Raw genomic sequence first — 19,182 nt, forward strand, 5'->3', positions numbered from 1 at the left:
GGGCCTCGTCGACGTTGATATCGCTGATGGTCATATCACCGCATAGGTGTGCCGAATGATGCTGTGCACTATGCCAGAAAAATCAGCTGGTTGGCGATACCCCATCCGCAGCCACCTGAATAGTTACAAAATAATAAAGATAGTAACATTCAGAAAAATCCACTTCTACGTCACCCGATATCAGTTGACAAGAATCACCGCCATTTATATGATTGACCACTCACTAAAGTAAGTGGTGCTTTTATGTCTAATTTAGGTCGTCCAGTTAATTATGCAGCTCGAGAGGCTAAAATCGAGGCCATTCTTGATGGTGCCGTGCAATGCTTTGTTAAAAAAGGCTTTCATGGCGCTGGCATGGCGGAGATTTCTCGTGTTGCAAAAGTCAGCCAGGCAAGCCTCTATCAATACTTTTCCTCAAAAAATGAACTCATTCTGGAAATCGCCAAACGCTATTCTTCAAGAGATCTCGATGCCTTGAGAAGAATTGAAAGCGCTAGTGATTTTATGGATGCTTTGGAGCAAGAGGCCTATCTCACAGGCGATAAAACAGGAACTATTATGTATCTGGAGATCCTCGCAGAGTCATCCAGAAACCCAGAAATTAAGAAAGCGGTACAGGATTCAGGTCAAGAGCTCTTTGACACCTGTTGTGCCATGATCAAGAAATTACAGGATAAAGATGAGGCAAGTTATTTGCTCACACCCGAGCAGATAACCCACTATATCTTTGCCTACATTGATGGTTTGTCCTGCCAGATAGCGACTGCGGATATCGAGTATTCGCGGGAGCTTTTACGTCAGCTTGTTCAGACCCTTCTTACACCAAAAAAGTAATTAATATTTAAGCCATACCTCAAGAGGGTTTGATATGAATTCGCCACTTTATATACTCGAACGATCAGTTATATTATTAAAGAAATTCAGCAAGTATGCATTGGTTAGCCTGCTTGTCCTATTCCAGGGTTGCAGCAGTGAAAGTATACCTGAGCCCACTGAGCAGAACATTCGAGTGGTTACGCTCAATGAAGTAGGTGCAAACGCGCATTACCAAGAATCTCGCTTTTCTGGAATAACACAAACAGAGAGCAGAGCGCAGCTCTCATTTGGCGTTCCTGGCAAAGTGCAAAAGGTGCTGGTAGATATTGGTAGCCGGTTAAAAGCGGGCGATATCATGGCGACACTGGATCTTGAGCCTTATCAACTCGCGGTCGATAACGCCCGTTCTGAAGCCTCAAAAGCGCAGATCGCGCTTGAAGAGCACCAAGCAAACTTTGAACGGCTTAATCGCCTCAAATCAAATAATGCAGTTTCACAGCAAGATCTAGACGCTGCTAGAACGCTTTTTTTAACCGCTCAAGCCTCTGTGCGTGAAGCACAAAGTAGAGTCAGACTCACAGAAAGAGAACTCTCTCAAGCAGTAATAAAAGCCCCTTATGATGGTGTTGTCTCTACCAGGCAAGTTGAACCCTTTGAAGAGGTCGCTCAGAATCAGGTCATTTTTACTTTCGACAGTTCAGCCCAACTTATTGTTGAATCATCAATCCCTGTATCTTTGGCAAATGCTCTACGTTCTACAAATGAACAGGTCATCAGTATTAGTCATCAAGGGAAGTCTTTTGAGGCTGAGGTGTCCCACATCGCAGAGCGAGCAAGTAATGGTTTAAGCTTGCCGGTTAAACTGCGTATACAAGTGCCAGAGGGCAATTTTTTACCGCCAGGTATCGTGGTCGCAGTGAACTATCGACTGAAGAATAGCGAAAACGTTCTCTTGGTTCCTCACGGCGCAGTTTATGTTGAAGCAACAAGTAACAGTGCTTTCTTATACTCTTTTAACGGTGAGTCCAATACCGTTAGTAAAAAACCTGTACAAATTATCGATATTCAACCTACAGGCTACATTATTAATGCTGAGTTGAAACTCGGAGAGAGATACGTAGCAGCCGGAGCGGCCTTTATCAGTGACGGGCAACAGGTTCGTGTTTTAGGGGAGACGCGTTAATGTCCATTACAGGCTTCTCACTTGCTAACAGCCGTTTAGTGCTCTTTCTGTTTTTTATGCTTACGAGCATAGGGTTGGCGTTATACCCGAGTTACCCATCTCAGGAAGAGCCCACACTACCGATAAATGTCACTGTGATTACCGCCTATCACCCTGGCTTAGATATTTATCAAACGGAATCGCTATTGGCGCGCCCGGTTGAACGTGCTTTGCGTGAACTGGAAGAAACTAAAAATATCACGACGTCTATTCGTGCCGGAGAGATCCATATCTCTTTGGAGATTAAGGACGGAACACCAGATTACGCGCAATCATGGCTCAGAGCCAGAGCGAAAATGCAGGATGTGCAAAACTCACTTCCCGATGGTGTGTCTGGGCCTTTTGTTAACGATAGTTATGACGCCGTTGCCGTGATGACTGTTGCAATTAGTGCCCCCAATCACACGTTTGAGCAACTTAGAAATAAAGCCAGTGAGCTGCGGGATTTTCTTTACGATATTCCTGGTATGGATAAAGTCACCTTGCATGGTGTCACCGAGGAGCAAGTGACTATCAATCTAAAGCCTTTTGCTGCGTCCAAATTTTCGATCAAGCCAAATGATATCTACCTGCAATTGCATAAAAACAATTCGCTTGATGATATTGCCAGAGTGAATTTTAGCGACCAGGAGAGTCGTATTTATGTCAGAGGCGGCTATAACTCTATCGAGGATATTAAAGCGATCCCTATTGTGCTGCAAGACGGCAGCCAGTTACCACTTGACACGCTAGCTGATGTAATAAGGTCAACGGCACAACCGCTTAATACCGCCGCCTATCTAAATGGGGGGCAGGCTATTGTTGTTGCAGGTTATATGACACCAGGCGTTAACATGGTCGATTTCAATGATCGCCTTCGCACACAAATAGCGCAGTGGGAATACGATTTACCCGCTGGCTTTCAATTGAAAATCATTACCGACCAGGGTGAAGTCGTAAGCCGAGTGATATCATCAATGATATCAACGCTGTTACAAACCATTTTGGTGGTTACAGCCGTAACAGCCATTGCGCTAGGAATACGTGCGGGTTCACTGGTGGGACTTGCTGTCCCCATTACAGGCATTATGACGTTAGTCGTTTTACGTGTGCTTGGTGTTGAGCTTAATGAGGTTAGTATCGCCTCGTTTATCATTGCACTTGGGATCTTGGTTGATAACCCGATGGTGATTGTTGAGGATATCTCAAAACGTATTAATCAAGGTGAGTCTGGGAAATCAGCAGCCTTACACGCCGGAAAGACACTGGGTACGCCAATGCTGATTGCTAGCCTAACGGTTATCCTGGCATTCGCCCCACCTATGTTCACCGATAATATCACTGCGATTTATATGCAGACGCTAACCATCGTCATTGGCGTAATGCTGATCATTTCCTGGTTTGTTGCCATTATGCTGGTGCCGATTTTGGCGCAGTGGTCTATCAGGAAAGGGAAAAACACATCTGAGCAAAGTAAGCTCTCGCGCTTAATGTTGATCATGTCTCGCTTTTGGGACAAAGTCATCAGCTGGCCAAAAGCATTTTTAGCAGGTGCGACAGCAAGCCTTATCCTATCGTTATTTTTATCTGCGACTATTCCTGAGGCATTCTTTCCACCGTCTGAGCGCTCACAAATGCAAATATCCCTTGAGCTCCCAGCGGGCACGCCTGCAAACCGCACAGCTGAAGTTGCACAAGAAATGACGCGATGGCTTGCAGAGGAACAACGTTTTCCGCAGATTACAGGCGCTACTGCGTATGTTAGTGAAGGAGGACCACGCTTTATCCTGGGCCTGAATCCGCCAGATCCGGCTCCGCATACCGCTTACTTTGTTGTCAATCTTAGTAAAGAAACCAATGTTGCGGCCTTTGTAAGCCAACTTAGGGCTGAGATGCCCCCCGTTTTCCCCTATGCCAAGCTCGGGATCAACCCGTTTTTCATGGGCTCCACGCCTCCAGGCGAAGCAGCCGTTAGAATCATCGGCAACAACCATAGTGATTTATTACAGGCTGCTGCAACGATTCAAGAGGCGCTTAGCAACGTACATGGGACGATTAACATCAAACAGGACTGGGAACAACCTATCCCCAGCTTAGTGGTAAATGTAGACCAAGCCGCAGCAAGCTATGCCGGAGTCACACGAGAAGACATTTTTTCCGCTCTTAGGAAAAATACTCTCGGAGAGAGTACATCTGAGCTTCGGGAAGGAGAATTCTTTCTGCCTATTATGCTGGCAATGCCAACAGATAACGCGACACTGTCGCAATTAAATAATATTCAGATTTTTTCCCAATCATCTGACAAAACAGTGTATTTATCAGAAATAGCTCGCGTTGATACTGAGTTTCATCCGTCGATTGTGAAGAAAAGAAACTTACGGCCAACCCTGACAGTGACAGCGCTTAATCCGGCGATGACCTCTAAAGAGTTGGTTTCCAACATCGCAGAAACGTTGGAGCAAGTTCGCAATACTGGCAAAGTGCAAATCGAGTTTGGCGGAGAGATTGAAGAGAGTGAGGTAACCGCAGAAGCTATTTTTGCTTTCCTGCCACTTTGTGTGCTTATGATGATCATTTTGTTCATCCACAAGTACAACTCGTTTCGTAAAGTGGCAATTATCGTGCTAAGCATCCCATTCTGTGCCATTGGATTACTTCTAGCACTGATCATTTTCAGGCTGCCTTTCGATTTTATGGCAAATTTAGCGATATTCGCCCTAATAGGCATTATTGTGTCGAATGCTATGCTAATTATCGAACAAATTGATATCGAGAAAGACGCAGGAAAATCTGAGCTTGAATCACTCAAATCGGCTTTAATGCAACGGTTTCGCCCTATTATGTTGACACAAATAACCACTATATTAGGGCTGCTTCCTTTGCTTATCGCCAATGATCCGCTATGGCGCTCGTTTAACGTTGTGATAATGGGCGGCCTTATTTCAGGCACCATTGCATCCTTTATCGTTGTGCCAAGCTTATATGTTTTGTTCTTCACAAAAAAAGCAGCAAGGGCGATCTAAATGAATGATTTATTACTCTATATCAGTGTCTTTGTGGGGGCGGCGATTCCGGTGCTCGAAGTTTGGATTGCCGTCCCATTGGGTGTTATTGCTGGGTTACCATGGTTTCCGGCTGCACTTGCAGGCTTTTTCGGAAATTTGCTTTCGCTGTTACCCATAATTTATGCCAGTGAAAAAGTTAAGTTATTTATGAAGCGCTGGCGAAATAAGCCCGAAACTGAGCAAGTTGCCCACGACATAACGGATCGTAAACATGTAATTATGGAAAAATTTGGTGTTCCAGGCTTGGCTTTTCTGGGACCATTTTTGATTGGTATCCATGCCGCTGGTGCATTTTCAATTGCCATGGGGGCTAACAGAAAGGTTGTTATGTTTTGGTTTACCTTGTCACTGCTGGTCTGTTCGTTACTATTTGGATTTTTGGCGTCATTGGGGATCACTCAAATAGGAGAAGAAAAACAGCTTCCCTTTATGTAATGGCACAAAACAAAAGCTTTTCTGGTAGCCAGCTCCAAGGCTGGCTACCGTTACTTAAAAGTTACCAAAGCTCATAATGGGTAACTTCACTCCTCGCCAAATTAAGGCACATCCCCATACCTATCTCAACTATATCGGCTACACTGTTAGCACAGGCTAGTAAAAGCTGTTAAATCAAAATGAACACACATATCACGAACGCCCCCCTCACTGAAGTATGGATATAAATGATGTTCCATAAAAATGAGAGTGCTTTGACCGCCATAATACAGTTGAGCAAGCTTGAACTTAGTAGTGATTATTTAAACAAAAAATTTAACGATCATCGGTTATATACAGCTGCGATTTTACTGATACTCATTCCTTTGGGGCTTGCCGAAGGTATTTTTGACTACAAATCACATCCTGAAATAAAAAGTGAGTTATTTCAGCTGAGACTTTACTTTCTTCTATTAGTTATACCTGCCTGGATTATTTTAAAATCGAGCTGTTTGAAATTAGCTACGGCAACAATTTTAATAACGCTGGTTTTTTCTGCGTATCTCGGTATAAGAATAATAGAGCATACTGGCGAAGACTTAGTGACAACAGTGAGTAATTTTGCACTCTATCCATTTTTTATCTTTTTTGTTCTCATCGGCTTCTCAATCTACATTCAGATTTTTTTTCTTACTGTTGCTTTTTCCTTTGTTGTTCTATCCGAAAACCATGGCGTGCTAGATGAGCTGATACAAAACGTTTATTTCCAGATCTCAGTGCAATCGAGCGTTTCAGCTTTATTCATTATGCTCGTCTTTTCATGGAGTTATTATCATCGTTACAACCTTCTACTCGCCTTAGAGAAATCCTCTCAAACAGATCCGTTAACGGGTGTCGCAAACCGGCGTTACTTTGATAGTAAACTAAAATCAGAAGCAAGCCGAAGTGCTCGCTCAAGCAGTGATTGCGCCCTTATCTTACTTGATATAGACCATTTTAAACGCATCAATGATACTTTCGGCCATCCTACAGGAGATCGCGTTATTTGTGCGCTCGCGGACTTATGCGTAAACCAATCAAGAGAAATTGACCTAGTTGCCAGGCTTGGTGGAGAAGAATTCGCCGTTATTTTACCGGACACCAACATAACTGATGCGAAAAATCTTGCAGAGCGGATTCGAAAGCACGTCGAGGATATATCTGTGACTGGTGATGCCGGAGAAATTGTAAAGTGGACTATCAGCTTGGGTGTATCATCCTTGCCAGAAAGTAGAAGCAGTAGGTATACAACTGAAATTGTTATGGAGATGTTTATCAAGAAAGCAGATAACGCACTTTATGAGGCAAAGAAAAAAGGGCGGAATCAAACTGTATTGTCGCAATAAAATGTGTTTTAAAAATTTCCTTTTTATTCAATTAAATGCCAAGCCAAACAGAACAACGGATGGGATTTCGCTCAGCTCAAGTAAAGAGCTTTGCCTTGAGTAGCTATCATAGTCCAGGATAATAAGCTTCTCGATTGCTATATTGTTAAAACAGTTATGTTACGATAATCTAATCTCCTTATAAACTCGCTCAGCCCAATGTTTAATTGACTCATTTTCAAGGAATACTTTATTTTCAGATGATGATTTTGGATGAGGCACACGCTTATATCTATCACTAAAGAGCTTTTTGATTAGTGTTGTAGGCCATGCCAGTGATTTTTTTAATAACCTGATTTCCAACTCTCGAAGAGTGCGTTCCCAATCAAATTGGACATGCGGCTTCAACAGGAGTGTCGATAGTCTGTTCTTATTATCGGAAGTATCCACTTCTATCAATGCGTACTCTTGACCATCCTTTTCAATTCGATGAAAAGCCAGACAACGTGGGTTACCATCTGCAAGCAAGTGTTTGGAGTAACCATCAATAGTGGGAAGCTTTCGGATTTCCCTGTGGATGTGGCGGTAACCCGACATGCCAACCAATTGCAGCACCATAGCGTTAAAAGCTTCAAATTTATCCGCATAGAGATGTGCGTCGTCGCTCTTGTCTTCCATGCCATCATAATCTGCTGAAGGTAATGTACCGTGAGTACTGGCCTCATCCGTACTTACTTCAAAGCCAGTATTTTCTGGAGAGTCTGACGAGTCGCCCTCCTGGCCCAAACAGACAGTCTGTCCTTTTCTCTTACCTATGCGAGTTGTCCGAATAGGATTAGCAAACTCAAATGCGACGGCTGGCGTTTCAATCCGGATTTCTGTTTGATCAGTATCTGGCTCTTGTTCGTCATCAATTTCCAATTCTGGGCCGGATTGCGGGCCCGGTCGAACAGCATACCCCTGGCCTGCTCGCCTCTCAGCGAATCGGGGATCGACAAAATCGACATAGGCGGGACAATCACAGGTTAGATTAGAAACACCATAAATCTCATACACAAAAAACGCTTTTCGTTCCTGATCGTAATGACCACGAAGTGTCAGCTCAACACCTGCGAGCGGTGGTGGTTCAAATTGAAAACGCCACAGACGGTACTTGTCTGTGTCATAACCGTTTTGAAGTTGGTAGCGGGCAACACTTTCAAAAGACAGCTTAGCTTCCTCATCCAGCAATATCCAGGCTAACAACCGTCTTAATGCATAGTCACCTCTGACGTACAGCGGCAGAGTGCAGGTTGGCAGAATATTGACGAGCGCCTTGCTCAACTTATCTAAGCGCTGGACATCAAACTCCTGAGAGAGTCCGTTGGGGATCAAAGCTAAACGCGTTATATAGGCGTGGTGGAAGAACAGCACTCGCGCTAATTCGAGCTGAGGAAGATAATACTGCGTTCCACCAAATTCAAAATTAAAGCACCATTGCTGTCCATCATCCTGCCGATTTACCACCGGAATTGGACAGGCTTCGATAGGTTCAGTACGCCAATGACGAGTATTTTCTATCACAATACGGGACTGGAATCCGGCAGGGCGTGGTTGTTCGCTTGCATTGACCACCCTGCGTCTTGCTAAGACCGGAATTTGAGAGACACCAAAATATTGTTTCTTTTGGCCTGGTGCCAGTTTGACATTAATGTGCCAATCAGGGCCATCATGGCGGCGAAATAAAGAGCCAATCTCCCGGATAACACTGTTATTTTCTACACCTTTGAACTTCATGTTCCGTATCCACTAAATTTTCCAAATACTGCCTGGCAGGCTCCATCATTCGTTCTTCACTCAATCCGGCGTTTCGCAACAATCGCCACCTTGGCGGCGAGTCAAAGAGAACCCGTAAATCGTCATAGGCATTTTGCAAGCGTCGGATCTGGTACTGGGGAACGCTTTCCGAATTAGCCACCAAAAATGCCGATGTACATGGCATTTGATGGAGGTTTTTCTCAAGGGTTGAGAGATTGCCAAGCAACTTAAGGTAGTAGGTTCTTGAGCGCCTGGGCCCTTGTTTATTTGCATTCAAAAACGTAACCAGTTGTCGAAGTGCTTGCAGATATTCCCGATCCCGTTTGTCCCAATCAATACGTGGTACGTTATGGTTTGCCTTGTCTTGTGCATAACGATGGTTAACGTCCAACAGCCAGTCGCGATGATTCCGATAGAGCCTAGCATACAAGTCTGGTGATTTTTTTCTGGCTTGAAGGGGTTGACAAGATGACAACAATTCGAGCCAAGCTTCCTGATCTGGCGTTTGACTGCTCGACTGTTGCATCACAACCTTAACTTGTTGTGGCGTTTTACGTGTTGGTTTCCGGCTAACTTCATCAAGCACATCGTCTATCTGCCATTGGTTATCCAGCAATGCCTGATGAACAACAATATGCTGAAGATAATTGAAACTTTTTCGATGCTTGCGGAAGATTGCTTTCAGCCAGTCTGAGTCATCAATATCGGAACTGGGAGGCATCAGACGGTTTCGGATTAACCAAGCGGCAGGCCACACCTTTAATACCTTATTTTTTATCACCGAGTGGTCAACTTGGGCTTTTCCCCGATAAAAACCCAGTCGATAAGCAAGGCTGCGATAATACCCTGTCCATTGCTCAAAACTGGGGGACGCTTGCGCCGGCCGAACTAACAACCGTCGCACCTGAGTGGTTATCCAATCAGATACTCCCATTCCCTTTTGCTGTTTAGTCACATGACAGTGTTCAGGTGCAGCAGCGATAAAGCGATGACGTTCAATCAGGGGGCGAGCAATCCGCGTATCCATCAACACACCGTGTTCGGGGCACGATTCCACTCCGGCAACCTGCCATTCTCGTCGCCAAAAATACTCACCAAATTGTTCACGTTGAGCGGCTATGCAACCGGGGCAGTACCTGACAAAACGCGGGGATTTAATGCGAGAGGCGGAAACTCCTAATGCCAGATGAGCGGCACCCTGAGTACCCTGGTACAACCAATTCATGCACTGAAGCCGTCGAGCCTCTGGAACAAAAGGTGCGTAAAGCGGAAATAAAGTATGGCTGTAGATCAATCTTTCGGGTGTGAACTCCTCTGGAAGCCAGCGAGAGAGCGTTGCAATATGGTTAGGTAAGTCTATCGTTGCGATAATACTGCGAGATTCGAAGACCTCATCCAACAGTTGCTTTGGGCTGGTCAGCCCTTGCCGGACACCCGCTCTTGCCACGGCGCTATACATCAACTCCTCTGTGTAAGGTATAGGAAAATTCAACACGGCCATCACCCAAAGGAATTAACCCAGTCTTGGGCATCAAAAAGCAAGCCGTTGCAGCCAAGTGATTCCTGGAAGGTTTCCTCATTGGCGGACTGAGAGAATAGAAAGCGCAAGTCTTCTGAATCCAGGGTATGCCAGTCAGCTTTCTTCATCGCCTTAAGTTTGGGGGTGGATGACGCTGGCTTTTCTATCTCTGCACTCTGATACCAAGAGAGGATCAGCGGCATAAGATCCTTCATCACAAGGCCTGGATGATCCTCAAAAGCTCTGTTGATCAGAGGTTCAAGCAGCTCAGAGGCATACCCCATATCAACCAGCATATTATGCAAACGAACAGCTTGTTCATTACCCCCATACTTGACTACGGTATCAATGCTTTCCTGGTTGGAACGCAGCAGGTGGCTCAGTTCCAGTATTTTTCTATCCACGTCGGGGATAGTCAGATCTGAGTAACGCGCAATTTTTGTCACATCACCCGACCGTAACGCATCAATCATGGGGTGGATAGGTTTTAGCTCATCCTGGTAGACCTTTCGCATCAAGGCGGGGGTAATGCGCTCAATGCCGGTGACAACAGCCCGGATCTGTGACAAAACAAACAACTTGATGACGACATCCATAATGCCTTGTGAAAGCTCGTACCAAGTATATCTAATCTCATCGGTCACTTCAGGGGATGCTTTAGTCAGCCATTGATACTTCCACAAACGGCCAGTGAAGGCTCCCCACTCGGTACGGGATACCTCCTGCTCGCCTGATGGTTTGCTTAAAGGCTCCCATAGTATTGAACCAAAACCTGCACCACGACGAGCGGACCGCAGATCCAGTTCAAAGACAGATCTGGCCTTTGGTGTCCCCACCATGACAACCGGGACCGAAATTTCATTAACCAGTGTGACAAAGAAATTGAGCATGCGCTCGGCACCACCTGAATTCTTAACACTCAGATGCTGGATTTCATCAATCACTAACAGTCCAATTGCGTGGGTGTTGGCAATGTGTGCCATTACCGCAATCAAGGTTTCTACGCTATGTCGTTTTTCCACGTAGCGACGTACGTAATTCGTGGCGAGTACCGCGTCAATTTCCCGAAAGAAGTTATGACACAGGCTTTTCAACGAACCGTCATGCGGGCAGTCAATTTTAAGGAAAACGATCTGTGTGAAGTTGTAGGCTTCGTGATATATCAACTGGGGATAGGTTGCCAGAATACGGTTCAATGAGCTTGTCTTGCCTGAACCAGAACAACCGATGAAAGCCAGACTCTTAGCGGTGGATTCCACATGCTCGAACCGGAAAACAGCCAAATCCCCCTGCATGACACGCTCATAACCATTCTGGATGTGGGCATTCAGTTCGCCTGTCGCCAGATTTCTGCCAACATACCCTTGTCGAAGCATGACTGATAATTTTGACTCCAGTTCAATGTGACGGGATAGCGGCTGGAAAAAATTATCAAGTAATTGAGATATGACATGAATACGGGTCTGGCCATCAAGATAAACGTCGGTTGGGCGAAACGTAATTTGACCCGATAACCCGTCCTTTAGCTGACGCCGGTCCAGAATCGGCGGCAAAGCTTCAATGAGCGGGTTTCCTTGGTACTGACTTATCCCGGTATCATTATAAATTGCCTGCACCATGCCTTTGGGTAGCGTCATTCATCATCTCCAAACAGGTCATCCAGAAAATCTGGGAAAGCCCCATCTTCGGGCTGATCAGTCAAATACCTGACATCTGCTTTGGGTTTCGGCTCAGTAGCCTTGTTATCCGCTCGACGTTTCTGGCGTTCCTGCTCACGGGCTTCCCGTCGGTTTTGATTGATGCCAACCAAAGTTTCTGTTTTTGATTCACCAAAGTAGGAAGGACGTAGCTTTTCCGCGTTTTGGATGGTTTCCTGAATCACATTTTCCAGCGATCTTTTGCTTTCCCTCTCTTTCAATTTAGCTGCTGCTGTTGATTTTCGTTGTTGCTGCTGGCTGTCCCATAACTCCCACATCGACCGGCCCCTAAATTCCCTTGAGCGGTCTGTTAGCGAGCACTCCCAATAATCTGATTTTGTTGCATCTGGGAAGACATAAATGATGTCGGTTACCGCGGGGTCATACGCCGCCATAAAGGGGCCAGGTCGCTGTTGCCCGGTTCTATGGAGCCAGCCAGACGCCAGCAGCTCCCTACAGGTATAAAAGGCACCGAAGCATTGAATACCGTAATCGGAAAGCGTTACTTTTTGACGAGGCAACAATGCCAGCTTCAGCGCCGACTCCGATGTGTTACGTAGCCGTCCGCTACGATTTTGAATACCCCATTGCCAGATATTAATTGGTACAGGTGCGAGTGTATCCGGCATATCCGGATCGCGGTCATACTTGACCAATACCGAACTCTGGTTGCGATGCAGGATAGAGCCGATAATTATTTTAGTGAATTCGTCCAATGTAAGTGTTGCATCCAACCGATAATCTTTCCCGCCGCGCTTTTTGATGGTGGTTCCAGCAACCACTCCTGGTGCAAACGGCTTGAAGTCTGCTTGAATAGTGCGAAAATGCCGCTCAACGATACCCTTCGCATCCCCACGATAAGGTGGTGTATTTTCAATCCGAACACCAAAGGCCTGCTCCAGATATTCAATTTGATGGCCCAGCAACTCACCGCGATCAGCCAAAATGGCGTCCGGCAGTCCAATCGACGGCCAATCCTCTGGCTCGATGTCATAACCGAAAGACTGGCATATCTGAGATTTATCGATCATGGCGTTGACCAGTGCCAACATAGCCGTCACATAGGAGGGGTTTTCAAATCCCACATAGAAACCAGCAATCAATCTGCTATAGACATCGACAACCACGTACAAAGTTGGTCGGCCAATAATCTTTTGTCTGTCAGCGGAAAGCAGATAGATATCGGCAATAGTCGCGTCGATCTCGTACCGTGCACCAGGACCGTGAACCCCAGTTGTGGCTGTTCCTTGTAACGGTCTGATGTCCTTTTGATATTCAATTTTATTGGCTCTCAGCCGGATACGTTCAGGCCGGACATATTCCCGCTCGTAGAAATAACGTAGTTGAGCAACTGTCGGGAAGTTCTCTTTCGGTACATCGGGATGAGCCGTTTCAAACATGTCCTCGAAGCGTCGATGAGCATAGGGTAGAGAATGATTCTTCTCCGTCAGATAGTGGCGATCAAGCACAATACGAAACATGCGTTCAACGCCAGTATCTACAATGGCGCCGGTACCCGGTGCTATACTTCTCGGACGCCCTAATTTTTTTCCTGAAGCTGTGCGTTTTTTTCCTCGCCCGCCTGATTTATCGTAGTCCGGCAAAAGCGCGTTCGGCATGCAACCTCGCTGCCAATATTGGCGAAGATAAGCATATAGTGTTTTTTTAGCTGTTCCAGATTCATTCACAACCTGCTGAACCAGTGCGCCTCGACTACTGCGATAATAGATATCCGGTTGGTGTATTAAAGGCTCAATAACGGCCATACGCTTGTCCCGAATTTGCTGTGCTACTGAGCCGTGTTCCGGGAGCTGAGCGGCAAGATGGGAATAGGGGTCATCAATTTTTTTTAACGTCTCAGAAAGAATGAAGTCTTCCACTTCTGCCAGGGAAACCCGTTCAGGGAAAGCTTTGTCGGAATCAACATTAATCCATGTATATCGAATGTCTGAGACATCAAGAATTCGATACCGAGCCTCTTCGAATGCCACAACATCATTGATTCGCAACATAATAATTCCTCAATGAATCAATGTCTGAAGATGCTTGTAATTCCCCTACAGCCAGCGTTGACCAAGGCTTTCTGATATCGAATAAGAAAACCCTCAAGGCTAACAGCGAACGTATCTTTTGCAGGGACTCGCCTGGAGAGAGTGAATAGGCTTGATCGAGCATCATCGAAACTTGAGAAATCAGTAAAGTCGGATGATTTATAAAGAAGCCCAAGTAAAGGGAAGCCATATTCAGAGTATCTTCGATCCCATCCAGAACTAATTGCGCAGGATACAGCCAGGCAATATTTTTGGTGACGGTCTTGGGAATTTGTTTTTCTGTCAGCAAATACCATGGAACTTCCTTTAACGCCCAATAACGCCGTTCAAGCTCCAGCTTTTCGATGGTTCTAGAATTAGAAAGATCTGAAGAGGTTTTTACCTGAATAGCCATTCTGGGAAGCTCAGGCTTATTAGTGTCCACTAGAAAATCCGTGGACATGACTTGAATTTGTCCTCGTACTTCGGGATGACGGATACGCGCTTGCGCTGCAAGCTCAATGGTATCCTCTAATCGGAGAGGGTATTGCTCCCGGATATCAGTGACAGATGGATTCCAATCAAACAGAAAGAACGCCGCCAGCTCTAGGTCTGACAACAGATGGTGGGTTCGTTGAGTCTGGAATCCCCAGATGCGGTGAGATCGTCCAGCAGAAGGCAGGTCTCTGACGGTCAACCAGGGTTGGTAGTCTTTTCCTGACCCCTTTCCGCGACCTTGTTTAACCCATTTAAGTGAACGAGAGTCAAGGGATAAGCTGGTCAAGCTCCGTACCTCCGACATTGCACATAAAGTATACGGAGCTAAGTTACCAGCTTTATTTGCAAGTTACCAACTATATTTAAAAGTAACCTACTTTATTTAAATCCCACACGGTGGCACTATGGGGAATGAGGGCTACTCCACGGTCACCGACTTGGCCAGGTTGCGCGGCTGGTCCACATCGGTGCCCTTGAGCACCGCCACGTGGTAGCTGAGCAGCTGCAGCGGCACGGTATAGAGGATCGGCGCCAGCGCCTCGTGGACCCGGGGAAGATGCAGCACATGGATGCCATCGGCCGCCTCGAGACCGACCCCCTCGTCGGCGAACACGAACAGCTCGCCGCCGCGGGCCCGCACCTCCTGGAGGTTGGACTTGAGCTTGTCGAGCAGCTCGTCGTTGGGCGCCACGGAGATCACCGGCATGTCGCTGTCCACCAGCGCCAGGGGCCCATGCTTGAGCTCACCCGCCGGGTAGGCCTCGGCGTGGATGTAGGAGATCTCCTTGAGCTTGAGCGCCCCCTCCAGGGCGATGGGGAAGTGGGCACCGCGGCCCAGGAAGAGGGCATGGTGCTTCTCGGCGAAGGCCATGGAGAGCGCCTCGATGGCCGGATCCAGCGCCAGCACCCGCTCCACCAGCCGCGGCAGGCCGCGCAGCGCCGTCACCACCTCGGCCTGAACGGCCTCGTCGAGCCCCTTGACACGACCCAGTGCCAGGGTCAGCAGCATCAGGGCGGTGAGCTGGGTGGTGAAGGCCTTGGTGGAGGCCACGCCGATCTCGGGACCGGCCTGGGTCATCAGCGAGAGGTCGGACTCGCGCACCAGGGAGCTGCCCGGCACATTGCAGATCGCCAGGCTGGCCAGGTAGCCGCCCGTCCTGGCGAAGCGCAGCGCCGCCAGGGTATCGGCGGTCTCGCCGGACTGGGAGAGGGTCACGAACAGGGTCCCTTCGGGCACCACCACCTGGCGATAGCGATACTCCGAGGCGACTTCGACCTGCACCGGGATCCCGGCATAGCGCTCCAGCCAGTAGCGCGCCACCATGCCGGCATGGTAGCTGGTCCCACAGGCGACGATATGGATCTGCCTGGCCTGGCGGAAGAGCGCCTCGGCCTCGGGACCGAAGCTCTCCACCAGCGCCGAGCGATCCCCCAGCCGCCCCTCCAGGGCGGCGGCGATCACCGCCGGCTGCTCATGGATCTCCTTGAGCATGAAGTGACGGTAGTCACCCTTGCTGGCGGCGCCGTCGCCGTGCTCGAAGGTCTGCACCTCGCGCTCCACCGCCGCCCCCTCGGCGTCGAACACCTCGATGCGCCCGCCGGCGGATAGGCGTACCGCATCCCCCTCCTCCAGGTAGATGAAGCGGTCGGTGACCTGCAGCAGCGCCAGCGGGTCGGAGCCCAGGAAGGCCTCGCCGATGCCCACGCCCACCACCAGAGGGCTGCCCTTGCGGGCACCGATCACGACATCGGGCTCCTCGGCGTGGATCACCCCCAGCGCATAGGCGCCGTCCAGCCGGGCCAGCACCCGCTGCACCGCGGTAAGCAGGTCACCGGCCTGGCGGCTCTCGCGCTCCAGCAGGTGGGCCACCACCTCGGTGTCGGTCTCGGAGGTAAACGCATAGCCCTCGGCCTCGAGCTCGCGACGCAGAGCCTCATGGTTCTCGATGATGCCGTTGTGCACCACCGCCAGGCGCTCACCGGACTGATGGGGATGGGCATTCACCTCGCTGGGCCGACCGTGGGTCGCCCAGCGGGTGTGGGCGATCCCGCTGTGCCCCGGCAACGGCTCGGCGACCAGGCGCTCCTCGAGGGCCGCCACCTTGCCCATCGCGCGGCAGCGCTGCAGGCTGCCGTCGACGGCGAGCACCGCCATGCCGGCGGAGTCATAGCCGCGATACTCCAGGCGCTTGAGACCCTCCAGCAGGATCCCTTCCACGTTGCGCTGGGCAACGGCTCCGACGATTCCACACATCGCTGTCTCTCCTCAGTCGTCCTGTTTGCGGGGCCGCGGCCAGTCGGCCTTGCTGACCTGACGCGCCCGGGTCACCGCCAGGGCGTTATCGGGCACGTCCTTGGCCACGGTGGAGCCGGCCCCCACCGTGGCTCCCCGGCCGATGCTCACCGGCGCCACCAGGGCGCTATTGGAGCCGATGAAGGCGTCGTCGCCGATCTCGGTACGGTGCTTGTTGGCGCCGTCGTAGTTGCAGGTGATGGTGCCGGCACCGACGTTGACGCCACGCCCCAGGCGAGCGTCGCCCACGTAGCTCAGGTGATTGATCTTGCTGCCCTCGCCCACCTCGACGTTCTTGGTCTCGACGAAGTTGCCCACCTTGGCCCCTACCGCCAGGCGCGAACCGGGACGCAGGCGGGCGAAGGGTCCGATGGTGGCGCGTCCGGCAATCACCGCACCGTCGATGACGCTGTGGGAGTCGATCACGCTCTCGGCGCCGATATGGCTGTCGCGGATCACGCAGTGGGGGCCGATACGCACCCCTTCGCCGAGTTCCACCTCGCCCTCGAAGACGCAGCCCACGTCGATCTCCACGTCGTGACCGCAGTGCAGTGAGCCACGCACGTCGAGCCGCGACGGGTCGGCCAGCGCCACGCCCTCGGTCATCAGGCGCTCGGCGATGGCCTGCTGATGGGCACGCTCCAGGCGCGCCATCTGCAGCCGGTTGTTGACGCCCTCCACCTCGACCGGGTCGGCCGGCTGGGCGGTGACCACCCTGACCCCCTCGGCGGCGGCCATGGCGATGATATCGGTGAGGTAGTACTCGCCCTGGGCATTGTCGGCGGAGAGCCGCGGCAGCCAGCGGCGCAGCTGGTTGGCGGTCATCGCCATGATGCCGGTATTGCACTCGCGTACCGCCCGCTCGCTCTCGCTGGCGTCCTTGTGTTCGACGATGGCCACCGCCTCTCCCTCGGCGTTGCGCAGGATGCGTCCATAGCCGCCGGGATCGTCGAGGGTCACGGTGAGCAGCCCCAGGTGGTCGTCATCGACACCCTCCAGCAGCCGCTCGAGGGTCGCCCGATGGATCAGCGGCACGTCGCCGTAGAGCACCAGCACCCGGCCGTTGCCGAGCCCGTCCAGGGCCTGGGCCACGGCATGGCCGGTACCCTTCTGCTCGGCCTGCAGGGCGAAGTGCACGCGACAGTCAGCCAGCGCCTCGCGCACCTTCTCGGCGCCATGGCCCACCACCACGTGGGTACGCTCGGCGTGCAGCCCCGCGGCGGTGTCGATCACATGGCGCACCATGGGCTTGCCGGCCAGACGGTGCAGTACCTTGGGCAGGGTCGAGCGCATCCGGGTGCCCTGCCCGGCGGCCAGTATCACTACGTCAAGTGTCATCCATCACTCCTGATCCTGTTGTTCCTGTTGCCGCGGGCGACCGCCGGGCACAGCCTCCAGCTCGAGCTCCTCCACCCGCGCGGCGCCGAACTGCTCGACGAAGGCGGGGGTGACCCGGGTGGTCCAACCGTCATCCTCGCGTATGATCATCAGCGCACTCAGTTGGCGCTCCCGGGCCAGTGCCATGCCCGCCTCCTCGCCCAGTACCATCAGCGCCGTGGCCCAGGCATCTGCCCAGGCGTTGGAGGCGTGGAAGACGCTCACCGAGGCCAGCCGATGGGTGATCGGCCGCCCGGTGCGGGGGTCCAGGGTGTGGGAGTAGCGCCGCCCGTCCTCCTCGAAGTAGTTGCGATAGTCGCCGGAGGTGGCCACCGATACAGCGTGCAGCGGCAGCACGTGCCGGGCCTCCTGGCGGTCCTCCAGCGGCGCCTCGATACCGATGCGCCAGGGCTCCGCATCGCCGTCTCGGTAGCCGCTGGCGAGCAGGTCACCGCCGAGGTTCACCAGGTAGTGCTCGATGCCCTCGCGGTCCAGAAAGGCGGCCACCCGGTCGGTAGCGTGCCCCTTGGCCACCCCACCCAGATCGACGGTCACCTCCCGCATTCGCCTGGCCTCGCGGCGCTGCTCATCGAGCTCCAGGGCATCCGTGCCGATCTGCGCCAGTCGCTCGGCCAGCTCAGCGTCGGAGGGGATCTCCCTGGGACGCGCCTCGGCGCCGAAGCTCCACAGGTTGACCAACCCACCGATGGTCATGTCGAAGGCCCCGTCGCTGGCCTCGGCCACCGAGCGGCCGATGGCCAGCACCTCGACCAGGGCGTCGGAGAGCGGCTGCCACTCCCCCGTCGGGGCCCGGTTGAAGGCCGAGAGCTCGGAGTCATCACGGTAGATCGACATGCTCGCATCCACCGCCTCGAGCTCGGCGAGGATGCCCTCCTCCAGCTCATTGGCTTCACCCTGGGTCAGGGAGTCGACGATGGTCACCTGGTAGAAACTGCCGAAGATGCTGCCCTCGAGGCGCACCGGCGAATCGAGCGGCCGGTCGCGCTCGGAGCAGGCCGCCAGCATCAGCACCGTGGATAACAGTAACCAGGGCAACAACGGCAAGGGGCGTCGAATCACGCGATGGCTCCTACGGGGGTCAGCAGAACAG

The 19,182-nt window shown here is 51.0% G+C and carries 13 protein-coding genes; 5 read left to right on the forward strand and 8 right to left on the reverse strand.

Features of this window, described 5'->3' with window-relative positions; all coding sequences use genetic code 11:
* Nucleotides 1–243: 243 nt before the first annotated feature.
* The 5 genes from LWH48_RS12370 to LWH48_RS12390 all read left to right on the forward strand — a co-directional run bounded on the left by LWH48_RS12370 (nucleotide 244) and on the right by LWH48_RS12390 (nucleotide 6,881).
* A complete protein-coding gene (locus LWH48_RS12370) occupies nucleotides 244–834 on the forward strand; it encodes a TetR/AcrR family transcriptional regulator (RefSeq protein ID WP_110069145.1) in 591 nt (196 codons plus the stop codon).
* 34 nt (nucleotides 835–868) lie between these two features.
* The gene (locus LWH48_RS12375; protein ID WP_165565851.1) at nucleotides 869–1,999 is read left to right on the forward strand and encodes an efflux RND transporter periplasmic adaptor subunit; all 1,131 of its coding nucleotides are present in this window, start codon (nucleotides 869–871) and stop codon (nucleotides 1,997–1,999) included.
* A complete protein-coding gene (locus tag LWH48_RS12380) occupies nucleotides 1,999–5,040 on the forward strand; it encodes an efflux RND transporter permease subunit (RefSeq protein ID WP_232912816.1) in 3,042 nt (1,013 codons plus the stop codon). Before LWH48_RS12375 ends, LWH48_RS12380 begins: the two co-directional genes overlap by 1 nt.
* Complete coding sequence (locus LWH48_RS12385; RefSeq protein WP_165565849.1) at nucleotides 5,041–5,517, forward strand: small multi-drug export protein; 477 nt, start codon at nucleotides 5,041–5,043, stop codon at nucleotides 5,515–5,517.
* Nucleotides 5,518–5,747: 230 nt separating this feature from the next.
* Nucleotides 5,748–6,881 carry a GGDEF domain-containing protein gene (locus tag LWH48_RS12390; RefSeq protein ID WP_232912817.1) on the forward strand — a complete coding sequence of 378 codons (1,134 nt, stop codon included), beginning with the start codon at nucleotides 5,748–5,750 and terminating at the stop codon, nucleotides 6,879–6,881.
* Nucleotides 6,882–7,040: 159 nt separating this feature from the next.
* On the opposite strand, the gene LWH48_RS12395 is transcribed toward LWH48_RS12390, so the two are convergent.
* The 8 genes from LWH48_RS12395 to LWH48_RS12430 all read right to left on the reverse strand — a co-directional run bounded on the left by LWH48_RS12395 (nucleotide 7,041) and on the right by LWH48_RS12430 (nucleotide 19,097).
* Nucleotides 7,041–8,636, reverse strand: a complete 1,596-nt coding sequence (locus tag LWH48_RS12395; RefSeq protein WP_232912818.1) for a Tn7-like element transposition protein TnsE — start codon at nucleotides 8,634–8,636, stop codon at nucleotides 7,041–7,043.
* Nucleotides 8,611–10,158: a TnsD family Tn7-like transposition protein gene (locus LWH48_RS12400; protein ID WP_136374463.1), complete on the reverse strand. Its 1,548-nt coding sequence runs from the start codon at nucleotides 10,156–10,158 to the stop codon at nucleotides 8,611–8,613. Before LWH48_RS12400 ends, LWH48_RS12395 begins: the two co-directional genes overlap by 26 nt.
* Nucleotides 10,158–11,813, reverse strand: coding sequence for an AAA family ATPase (locus tag LWH48_RS12405; RefSeq protein ID WP_165565848.1), 1,656 nt, complete (start codon nucleotides 11,811–11,813; stop codon nucleotides 10,158–10,160). The genes LWH48_RS12400 and LWH48_RS12405 overlap by 1 nt, the downstream gene beginning before the upstream one ends.
* Entirely contained in the window at nucleotides 11,810–13,885 is a 2,076-nt protein-coding gene (locus tag LWH48_RS12410) for a DDE-type integrase/transposase/recombinase (protein ID WP_165565847.1), read from the reverse strand. The genes LWH48_RS12405 and LWH48_RS12410 overlap by 4 nt, the downstream gene beginning before the upstream one ends.
* Nucleotides 13,869–14,687 carry a TnsA endonuclease N-terminal domain-containing protein gene (locus LWH48_RS12415; RefSeq protein WP_219983232.1) on the reverse strand — a complete coding sequence of 273 codons (819 nt, stop codon included), beginning with the start codon at nucleotides 14,685–14,687 and terminating at the stop codon, nucleotides 13,869–13,871. The genes LWH48_RS12410 and LWH48_RS12415 overlap by 17 nt, the downstream gene beginning before the upstream one ends.
* Nucleotides 14,688–14,819: 132 nt before the next feature.
* Nucleotides 14,820–16,655 carry a glutamine--fructose-6-phosphate transaminase (isomerizing) gene (glmS, locus tag LWH48_RS12420; protein WP_232912820.1) on the reverse strand — a complete coding sequence of 612 codons (1,836 nt, stop codon included), beginning with the start codon at nucleotides 16,653–16,655 and terminating at the stop codon, nucleotides 14,820–14,822.
* 12 nt (nucleotides 16,656–16,667) lie between these two features.
* Nucleotides 16,668–18,032, reverse strand: coding sequence for a bifunctional UDP-N-acetylglucosamine diphosphorylase/glucosamine-1-phosphate N-acetyltransferase GlmU (gene glmU, locus LWH48_RS12425; RefSeq protein ID WP_232912821.1), 1,365 nt, complete (start codon nucleotides 18,030–18,032; stop codon nucleotides 16,668–16,670).
* 3 nt (nucleotides 18,033–18,035) lie between these two features.
* Entirely contained in the window at nucleotides 18,036–19,097 is a 1,062-nt protein-coding gene (locus LWH48_RS12430) for an FAD:protein FMN transferase (protein WP_232912837.1), read from the reverse strand.
* Between the last annotated feature and the right edge of the window lie 85 nt (nucleotides 19,098–19,182).

The sequence above is a fragment of the Halomonas sp. G15 genome, assembly GCF_021282295.1.
GTDB classification, from domain to species: domain Bacteria; phylum Pseudomonadota; class Gammaproteobacteria; order Pseudomonadales; family Halomonadaceae; genus Halomonas; species Halomonas alimentaria.

Bases quoted from the DNA above. Each gene is read 5' to 3' on its own strand.
- LWH48_RS12370 (WP_110069145.1), top strand. From the start codon at position 244: ATGTCTAATTTAGGTCGTCCAGTTAATTATGCAGCTCGAGAGGCTAAA.
- LWH48_RS12375 (WP_165565851.1), top strand. From the start codon at position 869: ATGAATTCGCCACTTTATATACTCGAACGATCAGTTATATTATTAAAG.
- LWH48_RS12380 (WP_232912816.1), top strand. From the start codon at position 1,999: ATGTCCATTACAGGCTTCTCACTTGCTAACAGCCGTTTAGTGCTCTTT.
- LWH48_RS12385 (WP_165565849.1), top strand. From the start codon at position 5,041: ATGAATGATTTATTACTCTATATCAGTGTCTTTGTGGGGGCGGCGATT.
- LWH48_RS12390 (WP_232912817.1), top strand. From the start codon at position 5,748: ATGTTCCATAAAAATGAGAGTGCTTTGACCGCCATAATACAGTTGAGC.
- LWH48_RS12395 (WP_232912818.1), bottom strand. From the start codon at position 8,636: ATGAAGTTCAAAGGTGTAGAAAATAACAGTGTTATCCGGGAGATTGGC.
- LWH48_RS12400 (WP_136374463.1), bottom strand. From the start codon at position 10,158: ATGGCCGTGTTGAATTTTCCTATACCTTACACAGAGGAGTTGATGTAT.
- LWH48_RS12405 (WP_165565848.1), bottom strand. From the start codon at position 11,813: ATGACGCTACCCAAAGGCATGGTGCAGGCAATTTATAATGATACCGGG.
- LWH48_RS12410 (WP_165565847.1), bottom strand. From the start codon at position 13,885: ATGTTGCGAATCAATGATGTTGTGGCATTCGAAGAGGCTCGGTATCGA.
- glmS (WP_232912820.1), bottom strand. From the start codon at position 16,655: ATGTGTGGAATCGTCGGAGCCGTTGCCCAGCGCAACGTGGAAGGGATC.
- glmU (WP_232912821.1), bottom strand. From the start codon at position 18,032: ATGACACTTGACGTAGTGATACTGGCCGCCGGGCAGGGCACCCGGATG.
- LWH48_RS12430 (WP_232912837.1), bottom strand. From the start codon at position 19,097: ATGCTGGCGGCCTGCTCCGAGCGCGACCGGCCGCTCGATTCGCCGGTG.